Origin of the sequence: Flavobacterium azooxidireducens (genome assembly GCF_023195775.1) — a bacterium.
In the GTDB taxonomy this organism is placed as follows: domain Bacteria; phylum Bacteroidota; class Bacteroidia; order Flavobacteriales; family Flavobacteriaceae; genus Flavobacterium; species Flavobacterium azooxidireducens.
Genome location: NZ_CP096205.1, coordinates 2,293,791 through 2,308,902 on the forward strand (window position 1 = coordinate 2,293,791; position 15,112 = coordinate 2,308,902).

The 15,112-nt window shown below is 32.5% G+C and carries 8 protein-coding genes; all 8 read left to right on the forward strand.

The window, feature by feature from the left end; genetic code table 11:
- Positions 1–203: 203 nt before the first annotated feature.
- Positions 204–3,452, forward strand: a complete 3,249-nt coding sequence (locus M0M57_RS10065; RefSeq protein WP_248432909.1) for a T9SS sorting signal type C domain-containing protein — start codon at positions 204–206, stop codon at positions 3,450–3,452.
- 273 nt (positions 3,453–3,725) lie between these two features.
- A complete protein-coding gene (locus M0M57_RS10070; RefSeq protein WP_248432910.1) occupies positions 3,726–4,079 on the forward strand; it encodes a hypothetical protein in 354 nt (117 codons plus the stop codon).
- Positions 4,080–4,326: 247 nt separating this feature from the next.
- Complete coding sequence (locus M0M57_RS10075; protein WP_248432911.1) at positions 4,327–6,294, forward strand: tetratricopeptide repeat-containing sensor histidine kinase; 1,968 nt, start codon at positions 4,327–4,329, stop codon at positions 6,292–6,294.
- 57 nt (positions 6,295–6,351) lie between these two features.
- Positions 6,352–7,113 (forward strand): LytR/AlgR family response regulator transcription factor, encoded by a 762-nt coding sequence (locus tag M0M57_RS10080; RefSeq protein ID WP_248432912.1) that lies wholly within the window; start codon positions 6,352–6,354, stop codon positions 7,111–7,113.
- Positions 7,114–7,224: 111 nt separating this feature from the next.
- Positions 7,225–9,915 (forward strand): DUF7619 domain-containing protein, encoded by a 2,691-nt coding sequence (locus M0M57_RS10085; protein WP_248432913.1) that lies wholly within the window; start codon positions 7,225–7,227, stop codon positions 9,913–9,915.
- Positions 9,916–9,929: 14 nt separating this feature from the next.
- The gene (locus M0M57_RS10090) at positions 9,930–12,560 is read left to right on the forward strand and encodes a T9SS type A sorting domain-containing protein (RefSeq protein WP_248432914.1); all 2,631 of its coding nucleotides are present in this window, start codon (positions 9,930–9,932) and stop codon (positions 12,558–12,560) included.
- A 186-nt stretch (positions 12,561–12,746) separates the two neighbouring features.
- Positions 12,747–13,520 carry a hypothetical protein gene (locus M0M57_RS10095; RefSeq protein WP_248432915.1) on the forward strand — a complete coding sequence of 258 codons (774 nt, stop codon included), beginning with the start codon at positions 12,747–12,749 and terminating at the stop codon, positions 13,518–13,520.
- A 196-nt stretch (positions 13,521–13,716) separates the two neighbouring features.
- The gene (locus M0M57_RS10100; protein ID WP_248432916.1) at positions 13,717–15,000 is read left to right on the forward strand and encodes a citrate synthase; all 1,284 of its coding nucleotides are present in this window, start codon (positions 13,717–13,719) and stop codon (positions 14,998–15,000) included.
- Positions 15,001–15,112 lie beyond the last annotated feature (112 nt).

The window sequence follows — 15,112 nt, forward strand, 5'->3', positions numbered from 1 at the left end:
CATTTAAACCTCCGAATTTCGGAGGTTTTTTTGTTTTCCACTTTTTACTATTGTAGTGTTTTCCTTAGTTAATTTAACATAAATTCTTTTTTATTTTTGATTTTTTTAACATTTGTCGGTTGTTTTGTCTGTTTGACGATATTTTTTTTTTATTTGAGTTATCGAAACTACTTTCGGTCGCTTAATTCAACTAAAAAATCTTTATGAACAAATTTTTACTTCTTGCATTACTTTTTGTAGTGTCTGGAAACGGAGTTCTTGCTCAAAGTGCTTCATCTTACACTTTTACCGCAACAACTGCAACTTATTCCAATTTATCAAGCCCCAATAATATTACAGGATTAAACAATTCTTCAGATGATGATTTGTCTAATGCGGTAAGTATTGGATTTACCTTTAATTTTGCAGGAACAAATTACACGCAGTTTAAAGTGAGTAGTAATGGTTTTATTACGTTCAATGTTTCTTCAACTGATGCTTTTTTTGATAATACAATAGCAAATGCGGGCACAAGCAAACCTATATTAATGCCTCTATGGGATGATTTGCAAAGCACAACTCGAGTTAGATACCGATTAGAAGGCACTTCTCCAAGCCGAATCATGAAAATTGAATTTAGAGGAAATGAGTGGAATTATGATTCCGGTGCTGATGCAATCAAATTTCAAGTTTGGTTATATGAAACCTCTAATAGAATAGAATATCGATACCAACAAAGTTCTGATCCAGTTAATAACCCTAGTGCCACAATAGGAATTTATGATGCTAACGACACTTATTTAACATTAAATGGTTCCGGATCATCTCCAAGTGCTAGTTCAACAACATTTACTACTACTATTAACGCCAAACCAGCAAGCAATCAAGTTTTTAGATTTGATCCGCCATCGGTTCCGGTTATTACGTCATCTGCTGCAAGTTTATCAACCTTTAGTGCATGTAATTTGACAGTTTCCAACAGTCAAACTTTTCTGGTATCAGGTGTTTCATTAACTGCAAATATTGTAATTACAGCCCCGACCGGATTTGAAGTTTCAACCGATAATGTTAACTTTTTTGATACAAGAACCTTAACTCAATCAGGAGGGAACGTTGCCACAACCACCATTTATGCACGAATGAAATCTTTGGCTACCAACCCAACTTCCGGTAATATTACCATTGCTAGTACGGGAGCAACGACAAGAAACATTTCGGTTACTGGTTTATTGCTATCTCCAACCGGAGTTTCTGCAGGTAGTGATGTTGCAATATGTGCTTCATCCTCTGTTGTTTTAGACGGGAATGTGGCTATTGTTACTGGTACGCAAACGCTGTCTTCTATTAACAATGAAGTTGGTTTTACTACGATGACCACAAACGACTTGGATAGATGGGGAATATCTAACACATCTAATGCAGGAGGTAGTGCCGCTGAGTTACAAATGCAATATTTTTCCGGGAGTAACCCTACACCTATTTTTGCATGGGCACAATCGCCTTTGTTGGATGCAACAGATTACACAGATTTGTCTATGACATTTAAACATAATGTAGATTGGTTTTCCGGAACAGTCCCTTTGTTTTTACAGACTTCAACGGATGGTACAACTTGGACGACCCAATGGAATTTAAACGCCACAGCTAATGTTGCCGCAAACACTGTTACTGTAAATTTATCCTCTGTGGATAATACATCATTTTATTATAGATTTTTGTTTGATGGAAATATATACAATATCGATTTTTGGTTCATTGATGATATAACGATTACAGGAACAGCTCCATTGCCAGCAACTTATTCTTGGACATCTGTTCCTCCAGGATTTACATCTTCTATTCAAGATCCTACTGTTAATCCAACTGTTACAACCACATACACTTTAGCTGTAACAAGAAATGGTTGTACAGTTACCGATGAGGTAGTTGTAACTGTTGCATCTACTATTTGGAATGGAGCCGCATGGAGTAATGGCGAACCAACAAGTACTAAAGCAGCCTTGTTTGAAGGTGATTTTACGTCTTCCACAGATATTAATGCTTGTTCAATAACTGTAACAAACAATGCAGAAGTTGTTATTTCCACAGGAGATACTGTTACACTTTCAGGAGGATTAACAGTAAATACAGGAAGTGCTTTCACATTAGAAAACGATGCTTATCTTATGCAAAGCGGAACAACCAATTTAAACAACGGTGCTATTACAGTTGAAAAACTAACACAAGATTTAATGCGTTTAGATTATGTTCTTTGGTCTTCGCCGGTTGAAAATCAAAATTTATTGAGCTTTTCTCCACTAACCGTTACCAATCGTTTTTACACGTATAATTCATCTTCAGACAGTTATTCTACAATTGCTCCCGGTGCTAATAACTTCAGTACAGGGAAAGGCTATTTAATTAGAATGCCGGATAACCATCCAACTTCGCCAACCGCTTGGCAAGGAAGCTTTGTTGGAAAACCCAACAGTGGTGATTTATCGATTGCTTTGTCAACTGCTGGTGGCGGTTACAATGCAGTTGGAAATCCGTATCCTTCACCTATTAGTATTGAAAAATTTTTAGATGATAATAGTAGTTTGATAAGCGGAGATCTTTATTTCTGGAGAAAAACGAATAACACTCTCGGAAGTGCTTATGTAACTTTTAGCGGTGGAGCTTTTAGTGATGGTCCTCATTCATTTGACAATATCCAACCTGGACAAGGATTTTTTGTAAAAGCCAATAATGCAGGAAATTTACAATTCAATAATTTACAAAGAGAGTTGACTAGTGGTGTTTTTTATCGAAATGAACAAATTGCTGAAACATCCAGAATCTGGTTACACTTAAAAAACAATAATTCAATTGTGGGCAACATGGCAATTGGTTATAGAGCAGACGCTACAAATGAAATTGATTCAAATTTAGATGGAGAATATATTAATGATAGTTCATTAGCTTTGAATTCGATTGTTGCCCAAACAGAACTTTCTGTTCAGCATCGTGCCGAATTTGTTTCAGCAGATGTGGTGCCATTGAGTTTTAAAACAAATAATGCTGGAAGTTATGAAATTGCAATCAATACAGTAGATGGTTTGTTTTTAAATGAGGAGCAACAAATTTTCTTAAAAGATAATTTACTTTCAATTGAACATAACTTGAAAAATGAAAGTTATAGTTTTGTTTCAGATGCCGGAACTTTTGCAAATCGTTTTGAAATTATTTACCAAAGTACATTGTCGGTAGAAAACCCAGTTCTTCAACATTCGGTTGTTGTTTTTTCAAAAGATAAAACAATCCAAATTAATTCAGGTTTAACTACTTTAACTAATGTAAAAGTATTTGATTTGAGAGGAAGATTATTGGCTGAGCAAAACGATGTAAATGCCTCAACGGTTTCTATTCCTTTAACTCAAGTTGAAAACCAAGTGCTAATTGTTCAGATTACTTCTACAGATGGACAAACTACTTCTAAAAAAGTAGCTCACTAAAAAATAATAATTATAAAATGCAAAACCTTCGAGCAATCGAAGGTTTTTTTTATGCTCAAAATCTATAAGTCAGTCAAACGACACATTTCAACGACCTATGGAAAGTGGCGTTATGTAAGCAATTATCGACGAAATGCATATTTTAACCATTCACTTTCATTTCGTTATCCTTTTATCGAGTTTATCAACACGTTATCGAAAAAATAGGGTAGCGGCATACAATCGGGATACTTTTACATCAGAAATAAAAACAAAACGATTTTTAAAATGTATATGAAAGCAATCAACACTAAATTCTTAATCACTTTAATCTTAGTTATTTTTTCTGCTATTACTGAAGTTTCTGCTCAAACTACAGTGACTAACGAAATAGTTTCAGAAGAACAAGCACAAGAGATGATTCAAGAAAGTACTGTTGAAATGAGTTCAATTGAAATATCAAATTGGTTTTCCGGTGCAAAACAAGAAACGAAAGTTTCTGTTACAAAAGAAGAATCAACTACCATCAACCGTTCTGCTTTAGTTTCAAAAAAAGAACAATATTTAAAATCAGGAATGTCTAACAAAACACTTTTGATTCGTTCGATTATGAAAAAAGCAAACAGTTATGTAAACGCAACGGTTTAGTTTTACGTCAAAAAGAAACTAAACAATCAGTTACTAAAACCCTTCATAACCCTTCTTTTAGAGGGGTTTTTGATTTTATATAGGTTTTGGTAATTTCTGTTTTTTGCAAAGCAAAGTTCAGTTGTTTCCTTTAGATATCCTTGTTTAATTTACAGTTATCATCAGATTCTCATTCAAAACCCACAAATACTCATTTACCGATTAACTTCTAAAAGGATGACTTATATTTGTTTTTCAAATGATGTTTATGAAGAAGTTATACCTTTTATTCTTTTTGTATTGCTGTAGTTTTATCGTTGTTTTTGCACAAAATAAAACGGCAGACAGTTTAAAGAATGTGCTCAATCAAACAAAAAACGACATTGAAAAAGTGCAACTTCTCAATGAAATTGCCGATTATTATAAAAGTAGTAATCCTGTTTTGATGAATGAGTATGCTACAAAAGCATTAGCCTTAGCAAAAAAAATCAACTATCAAACCGAAGAAGGAACAGCCTTGCTTAATTTGGGAATTGCTAAAATAATTACAGGAAATTATCCCGAAGCATTAGACTTTTTCTCGCAAGCCAAATTGGTGTATGAAAACGAATTGGCTGTTAATTCAAAAGACAATCTGAAGCTTAAAAACGGATTAGCCAGAGTGTATGGAAGCATGGGAATTGTTTTTTCTGAACAAAGCAATTATGCAAAAGCACTTCAACATCACCTAAAAGCGGTTTCCATTTATGAAGAAACAAAAGAAGAAGATAAATTAGCACGCGTTTATAATAATATTGGAATTGTTTACCGAGCCCAAAACGAAGATTTCAAAGCCTTGGATTATTTTAGTAAAGCTCAAAAAATTCAAGAGAAAATTGGTGACAGAACGGTTGGTATCACAATTACCAACATCGGAAATCTTCATTTAAAACAAAACAACTTCAAAGAAGCAGAAGACTATTATACGAAAGCAAAATACTATTTTGAAAAATTCCCTAATCCGCGTGGTTTGGGGGAATTGCATAATAACTTCGGATTACTTCACAAGAAGAATTCAACTTCAGAAAAAGCGTTAGAAAGTTGGAATTTAGCCTTGCAATCATTCGATTTAATTGATGATAAATTCGGAAAATCCGACACCTATTTGTTCATGGGTGAGTATTTTTATGAGCAAAACAATGGGAGTGAAGCTTTAAAATATGCTCAAAAAGCAGCCGAGTTATCCAAACAACTTAATGTTTTAGAAGGCACTGCTTTGGCAGAAAAATTATTGAGTTCCATTTATGAAAAACTCAATCAACCTTCCGAAGCATTCAAACATTTCAAATTATACAAAACAGCACAAGACAGCTTGATAAATCATGAAAATATTAGAAAAAGCGTGCAAGCTGAAATGAATTATGAATTTGAAAAGAAAGAAGCCATCAAGAAAAAAGAAGAGGAAAAGAAAACATTGCTTTTAGCCGAAAAATCGAAAAGACAAACCTTACAAACTATTTTTATTGCCTTGTTTGTGTTGCTTTTGTTGGGAATTGCTTTTTTGATTTACAACCGAATTCAGTTAAAGAAAAATTTAACCCTTCAAAAAGAACTCGCAGAATACGAGCAGAAAGCGTTGCATTTGCAAATGAATCCGCATTTCGTGTTTAATTGTTTGGGATCAATTTCGAGTTTTATTGTGCAAAACGGAACAGATTCGGCCATCAAATACTTATCAAAATTTTCAAAATTGATGCGATTAACGTTAGAATATTCTAAAGAATCGCTAATTCCGATTGACAAAGAAATTGAAAGTTTACAAAATTATTTAGAACTCGAACAACTTCGTTTCAATAATGTTTTTGAATTCAAAATAACCAAAAGTCTGGAAATAGAAGATGATATGGCGTTGCCACCTTTATTATTACAACCCTTTGTGGAAAATGCAATTATCCATGGCTTAATTCCTAAAAAAGAAAACGGAACTATTTCAGTTGATTTTTCGATTGAAAAAGATAATCTGGTTTGCACCATTTTAGATGATGGAATTGGGTTTGACAAATCCAAAGAAATCAAAGAAAATTTAGTGGCCATTCACAAATCGATGGCATTGGATATTACCAAAAAAAGATTAGAAATGATGGAAGCCTCTACCGCTCAAAAAGCCAAAGTGGAAATTAAAGAAATAAGAAATGATTTAGGAGAAATTCAAGGCACAAAAGTCGTACTGAATTTACCAATCCAATATATAAAATAACAATAAACGGTTTGCGACCCCAACAAAAACTCGCAACCCGAAACCCGCAACAAAAAAATGACAACAGCCATATTAATAGACGACGATGCCAACCTGAGAGCCGGAATGCGACAAATGCTTTCTCGGTATGCTCCTGATATTTCCATTATTGGAGAAGCAGACAGTGTGCAATCCGGTGTGGAAACCATCCACCGATTGAAACCTCAAGTTTTGTTTTTAGATATTCAATTAACAGACGGAACCGGTTTTGATGTGTTGGAACAATTGGCGGAACTTAACGGAAAAATCACTTCGCAAGTGGTTTTTATCACCGCTCATGAACAATATGCTATTAAGGCGTTTCGATTTAGTGCATTGGATTTTTTGTTAAAACCCGTAGATCCGGAAGAATTGCAAAAAGTGATTGGGAAGATTAATCAAGTTTTATCACAAAGTGATAATTATGCTCACATCGATTTGTTGTTGGAGAACATACGAAGAAAAGTAGATAATTTCAAACGAATTGCTCTTTCTACTTCAGACGGAATTCATTTGTTTGAAGTTAGCGATATTATCAGATGCGAAAGCGAAGATAATTACACCAAGTTTTACATCAAAAACAGCAAGCCGATTTTGATTTCCAAAACGTTGAAAGAATATGAAGAGTTGTTGACCGAACATGGTTTTGAACGCATCCATCAATCGCATTTAATCAATTTGGCTTATTTGAAATCATATATCAAAAAAGACGGTGGTTATGTGGTGATGGCAGATAATAGTAATTTGCCGATTTCACAACGAAAAAAAGAACGATTACAGGAATTATTGAAGACGATGTAGCGAATTCTAATTTGAAACACATGAATACTCAATTACTATAAATTAAAAGAATTATCCATTTTATATTTACAAAATAAATAGAAAACGATTTACAATATAACCAAAATCAACATGAAAAAAATCCTACTCATACTATTATTTATAACGAATTGGGCTAATGCTCAAATTATAAATATACCCGACTCAAATTTTAAAGGAATGTTGCTTAACGCTTCTCCTTCCAACAGTATTGCAACCGATATGAATAATTTTACGATTACTATCGATACAAATGGAGACGGTGAAATTCAGTTAAGTGAGGCTTTGCAAGTTTATAATCTACGAATTATACAAGCAAACATAGCGGATTTAACAGGAATTGAGTATTTTACAAGTCTTCTTACTTTGAATTGCGGTTTTAATCAGCTTACTTCCTTAGCAGGAGTAACATCTTTGCCAAATTTAACTGGATTAACGTGTGAGTACAACCAGTTTACTGCTTTGGATGTCAGTAGTATAGCCACTTTGAGTCAACTGCGATGTAATAATAATTCGATTACGTCTTTAAATTTTAACGATAGCTTAATCCTTTTGGATAGCAGTCACAATCCTTTGGGTACACTTAATGTAAACGCATTGACCAATTTGGAGGTTTTACGTTGTAATGCCAATTTGTTATCCAATTTAGATGTAACCAATCAGGTTAATTTAAATGTTTTACATTGTAAATCAAACTCACTTTCATCTCTAAATGTAAGCACTTTAGTCAATCTGATAAATTTAGATTTTAGTGCTAATACTATCAATACCATCGACTTAACAGCATTGGTAGATTTGGAATATCTTACTTGTTCTCAGAACGGACTTACTTCTTTAAATGTAAGTTCTTCTCCTAATTTAATTGAACTTGTAGCTCATGACAACGAAATACCTTCTTTGAATGTGGCTGCGTTGGCTAACTTAGAAAAACTACAGATTAATGATAATCAGTTAACCAGTATTGATTTAACAGGATTGAATAATCTTAAATATTTGTCGTGCCACTATAATCCGTTAACCACATTAACGTTAACTTCTCAAACAAATTTGGAACATTTATTATACGGAAATCAAGAATTGGCAACTATTGATGTTGGTAATCAAGTTAATTTAGAGAGTCTTTCTGCTTATGAACTAACACAATTGCCGACCAACATTGAAAATCTTCAAAACCTTAAATCGTTAGTGATTATTATATCTGAAATGGAAGAAATTGATGTTTCCTATTTATCCTCTTTAACTAGTTTTTCTTGTTTTGATAGTGAACAGTTAACTTATGTGAACGTTAAAAACGGTAATGATTTTACCACTAACGGAATCAGTTTCTCAAACAACCCCAATTTACTATTTGTATGTGTAAATGATAATGATCTCAATAATGTGTATGATTTAGGTGAAGGTAATGGTGATTTTCACGCAAGTTCCTATTGTACTTTTACTCCCGGAGGAGATTATAATACTATTAAAGGTTCTGTCCTATGGAATTGTGATGAAGATGAAAGAACAATTTACACTAAAGTAACAATTTATGACGGAATAGTAGAAGGAGCAACATTTACAGACCAAAATGGAGAATATACTTTTTTCACACAAGCGGGAACACAAATCATTTTACCTGTTATAGAAAACCCAAGCTTCTTTACTTTAACGCCACCCATTAACGCTGTTATTTTTCCGGACAATAATAATAATGTAGAAACGTTAGATTTCTGTATTTCGCCAAATGGAATTAATCCTGATTTAGAAGTAGTTATTGCTCCGCTTTTGCCAGCTCGTCCGGGGTTTAACGCAACCTATGAAATTGTTTATAGAAATAAAGGTAACACAGTATTGTCACAAGATTATGGTTTAAGCTTTTTCTACAACCAACACTTAATGACCTATGTTTCTGCAACGGTTAATCCCGATACTCAAATTGAAGGAACCTTAAATTGGAGTTACGAAAATTTGTTACCTTTTGAAAGTAGAAGTATTATTGTAACGATGTTAATTAATACTCCTACCGATATTGAAAATCCGGTAAATATAGATGATGTGTTAACTTTTACTTCGATAATTACTCCTCAAGCAGGAGATGAAAATGTGGTTGATAATACTTTTATATTTAATCAAGTAGTAGTTGGTGCTTATGACCCAAATGACATTACCTGTATCGAAGGCGATGTGGTGAGTCCTGATTATATCGGAGAAGAATTGCATTATATCATCCGTTTTGAAAACACCGGAAACTTTTATGCCGAAAATGTAGTGGTTGTCATGGATATTGATCCTACAAAATATGATGTTTCCAGTTTGAAAGTATTAAATAGTTCACACGATATGCGAGCACAAGTAAGAGGAAATAAAGCCGAGTTTATTTTTAGTAATATTTATTTAGATTCAGGAGGACATGGAAATATCTTATTGGTTATGAATTCTAAAAACTCGTTAACAACCGGTGATTTTGTAAAAAGCAAAGCGGATATTTATTTTGATTACAACTATCCGATTATAACCAACGAAGCCGAAACTTTATTTGAAGCATTGAGTGTTGTAAATCCTGTTTTAGACAACATCATTTCAATTTATCCAAATCCGACTAAAGATATTGTCAACATCAGTATCAAAGATAATTCAACCATCAAAACCATTGAATTGTATGATATTCAAGGAAGGTTATTGCAAACGCAAATTGTGAATAATGTAACTTCTGAATTAAATTTAGCAGATAGAGCAAACGGAATGTATTTTATAAAAATAAATACAGATTTAGGAAGTAAATTAGAAAAATTAGTTAAGAAATAAAATAAAAAATTGTTATGAAGAAGATTCTCTTTCTTTTGTTGTTGTCATCATTTGCAAGCAATGCTCAGATTGTGGACATTCCGGATGCGAATTTTAAAGCGAAGTTGTTGGAGGCTAGTCCATCTAATTCAATTGCACAAAACTCAGCTTTTCCGCCACAAAATATCAAGATAGATATCAATGATGATGGTGAAATTCAAGAAAGTGAGGCACTATTAGTTAGTTATTTAAATGTGAGTAATTCCAATATTTCTAGTATAGAGGGGATAAATAATTTTCAAAATTTAAGAGAGATAAACGCAAATAATAATAATTTATCAAATGTAATTTTTGAGGGTTCTATGCAGTTGAGAAGGGTACAATTAAATAATAATCAATTTACAAGTCAAGGAAACATTTCATTTTTGCTAACAAATAATCAAAGTTCACTACTTAATTTAGATTTAAAAAACAATTTAATTTCATCTTTTAATTTAGATTTATTTCATCAATCAAATAGTATAAATAACGCACCTATTGAAATAAATCTAAGTGATAATCCCATAGAAACTCTGATTATACAAAATTTAGACAATTCTGCAAATGGCAGATACACAATTACTATTTCTAATACATTACTTGAAAGTATAAGCATAGATTCAAATGCAATAGCTGATATACTTATACTGAATAATCCTTTATTAATTTCAATTGATATTTCAGCAAGTTATCTTTCAGATGTATTTGTAAGAGATAATCCTTTATTAACAGATGTAACTATAAGTTCTAATGAACTGGAGATGCAGTATGTAGATGTATCTAATAATTTTTCTCTACTCAATCTTACTTTAAATAATTTAAATTTTGCTTTGGGAGGTGAGATACAGATTGTTAATAATTCTTCACTTTCTAATGTAAATTTTTTTAACATCAATGCACCAAATGATAGTCCAATTAATATTTTTGATAGTCCTATATCAGAAATTGTATTTGAAAATTGTCATTTTTATCATTTATATATAGCAGGTATAGAAGTTGAATTGTTGGACTTGTCTCAGGTGAAATTTAATAACATCGACTTAGATTTTTTTTATCAAGAAAATTTGGTTTTAAATAGCAACACTGTTTTAAAGTATATTAATCTAAAAAATGGTTTTGATAATACAGATTTAGTTTTTAGTTATTCTAATCTTCCTGAATTAGAATATGTTTGCGTAAATGAATGGGATTTTCAAATTTTTACTAATTATTTTCAATCAAATTTTCCAAGTGTTAATGTTAATTCTTACTGCTCTTTCACTCCAGGAGGAGACTACAACACCATCAACGGCACCGTTCATTACGACACCAACAACAACGGTTGTGATGAATCCGATTTTTCTATTCCTTATTCTAGGTTTGCTGTAGATTTAGATAATGATACTACCAATTCTTCTGTTTTTACTAATAGTAATGGTGTGTATAATATTTATACTGCTACACAAGGAGAATATACTTTAATTCCGGTTTTAGAAAACCCTTCTTACTTTTCAGTTTCTCCGAATCCGGGAATTACTGTTATTGAGGAAATTAATAATTCAACGACAATATTAGATTTCTGTATTACCGCAAATGGTGTTTATTCTGATTTAGAAGTGGTTATCGCATCGATTACACCGGCACGCCCGGGGTTTGATGCCGTTTATAAGCTGGTTTATAGAAACAAAGGAAATCAAACAGAAGTTGGTTATGTAAATTTTAATTATGATGAAACCGTTCTAAGTGTTGTTTCTACTTCTCTAGAGTCGGAGAGTGATTTAACTTATCCAGGCCATTTCACTTGGATAATCTCAGATATTAAACCTTTTGAAAGTGGAAGTATAGAAGTTGTTTTTAATGTGAACTCCCCAACCGAAAATCCTGCTGTAAACATTGGAGATGTCTTGAATTTTAATGCTTTTATAGACGTTAATATTGATGAAAATTGGGATGATAACGAATTTGTTTTAAATCAAACCGTGGTAGGTTCATACGACCCAAACGATATAACTTGTTTGCAAGGCGATGTGGTTTCACCGGATCAAATAGGTGAATTTCTGCATTATTTAATCCGTTTTGAAAATACCGGAAATGCACCCGCTGAAAATGTGGTGGTAAAAACAGAAATCGATCCTGCTCAATTTGATATTAACTCGCTACAAATGTTATCTACATCACATAATGCAAACATTCGAATGGCCGGAAATAAAATTGAATTCATTTTCCAAGATATTCAACTTGATTCAGGCGGTCATGGTAATATTTTATTTAAAATGCGTTCAAACGAAGTTTTAGAAGTGGGTGATATTGTGGGAAAAAAAGCCAATATCTATTTCGATTACAATTTCCCAATCCAAACCAACGAAGCAGAAACGTTATTCCAAGCCTTGAGTGTTGTTAATCCAATTTTAGATAATTTAATTTCTATCTATCCAAATCCTGTAAAAGATATCGTTAATATTACTATCAAAGATAATTCAAGCATCAAAACCATTGAATTGTATGATATTCAAGGAAGATTATTGCAAACACAAGTAGTAAACAATATTACTTCAGAATTGAATTTATCATCAAGAGCAAACGGAATGTATTTTATAAAAATAAATACCGAAAAAGGAAGTAAAGTAGAAAAACTGATTAAAGAATAAGTGGTTTAAATTAGTTTTAGTTAGAAAACTCACGTGTTTTGATGCGTGAGTTTTTTTTTCAAAAATTGTGTTTTTAATTAAAAAGCCAACACTAATTAGTTGAAAATTCGATAAAAATTCTTACATTGCAACACTAACTCAATTCTGGAAACAGAATACAAATTCAATAACCAAATAAATACAAAAATGAAAAAAACAATCTTTTTTTTAAGCACAATTTTACTTGTAGGTTTTACATCATGTTCAAGCGATGATGATTCTACGCCAAATCCAACTTCGGATATTTTAGTTAAAAAAGTCATTTATCAGGGTGAAGATAGTTTTAATGAAGAAATCACTTATACCTATAATGGTAATAAATTGCTTCAAGGAGTATATGATGATGGAACAATTGAAAAATATTATTACAATGGAGACTTAATCACCAAAATTGAATATGTTTTTGAAGGAGATGTTGAAGAGCAAGATTTGTTTTCTTATGACTCACAAGGTAGATTAGTTGAACATAAGTACCAAGATTTAATTGAAGATTTTGAAGATAAAAGCTTATTTGTTTATAATGATAACAGTACCATTACTAAAACCAATATTACAGGTTCAATTGATAATACTCAAACAACAGGTTTTGAAAGCACAATAACGATGCTGAATAATGAAATTAGCACAATCGTGCAAACTGGTGGTCTAACTTACACTTATATATATGATACAAAGAATAGTCCGTTTAAAAATGTGACAGGTTATTCTAAAATTGCTTATTCAATACAAAGCGATTTCGAGTTACATGGAAGTGCTAAAAATATTATTACGATTAACGAAAATAATTCAAGTTATACAAGTAATATGATAACATATAATTCGTCCGATTATCCTGTTTCAATTGCTTCTCAAGCTTATTTTGATGCACAAAATTTTCCAAATGTATTTGAAACAATGACGATTCAATATATTTACGAATAAGAAAATTAATCGAAAATTTTTCTACAAAACTCACGTATTTTTTGCGTGAGTTTTTTGTTTTACACCGATCTATAGGAAATTAGCAATATTTATACTAAATTTAACGAAATCGTTTCGAATAAAATTTTAACAATCCTACTTTATTTCGTAATTTCGCAACAAACAAAATTTATACCTATTAATTTTTTATAAAATCATGTCAAAAACTGCAATATTAAAATTCGACGGCAAAGAGTATGAATTTCCTGTAATCGTAGGAAGTGAAAATGAAGCTGCTATCGACATCGAACAATTACGTGCCTTAACCGGTGCGATTACGCTAGATCCGGGTTACAAAAATTCAGGTTCATGTAAAAGTGAAATTACCTTTTTAGATGGTGAAGAAGGAATTCTTCGCTACCGAGGTTATTCTATCGAAGAATTAGCCGAAAAAGCAGACTTCCTTGAAGTTTCTTATTTGTTGATTTTTGGTGAATTACCAACCAAAACCCAATTAGAAAAATTCGAAAACGATATTCGTAAATATACGTTGGTAAACGAAGAGATGAAAAATATCATCGACGGTTTTCCAAAAACAGCTCATCCAATGGGCGTTTTAGCTTCTTTAACGAGTGCGTTAACTGCTTTTAATCCAAAGTCAGTAAACCCGCACAACGAAAAAGAAATGTACGAAGCGGTTTGTAAAACCATGGGTAAATTCTTAGTAATTGCTACGTGGACATACCGTAAATCAATGGGTTACCCACTAAACTACTACGATAATACAAAAGGTTACGTGGAGAATTTTATGCATTTAATGTATGAATTACCTACCGGACCTTATAAAATTGATTCAACTGTGGTTCAAGCCTTAGATAAATTATTCATTCTACATGCCGATCACGAACAAAACTGTTCTACTTCAACCGTACGAATTGTTGGTTCATCACATGCGGGATTATTTGCGTCCATTGCTGCCGGAGTTTCTGCACTTTGGGGACCACTTCACGGTGGAGCCAATCAAGCCGTTTTGGAGATGTTGGAAGAAATTCACAAGAATGGTGGAGATGTAGATAAATATGTTTTAAAAGCAAAAGATAAAGACGATTCATTCCGCTTAATGGGATTTGGGCACAGAGTCTACAAAAACTTTGATCCAAGAGCAAAAATCATCAAAAAAGCGGCCGATGATGTTTTAAATTCATTAGGAATTGATGATCCATTATTAGATATCGCCAAAAAATTAGAAAAAGTTGCGTTAGAAGACGATTACTTTAAATCAAGAAATTTATATCCAAACGTCGATTTCTATTCCGGAATCATTTACCGTGCATTAGGAATTCCATCTGAAATGTTTACAGTAATGTTTGCCATCGGCCGTTTACCGGGTTGGATTGCTCAATGGAAAGAAATGCGTGTCAACAAAGAACCAATCGGAAGACCTCGTCAGGTTTATGTAGGTTCTCCGTTGAGAGATTTTGTTCCGGTTGAGAAGAGATAATTATGTATGTAGTGACAAGTCGCGACTTGTCCTCACAACCATGACAAATTTTGTTTGTCAACATCATAAAACCCAAAGCCTTCCCAAAAAGAAGGCTTTCTTATTTTATCAA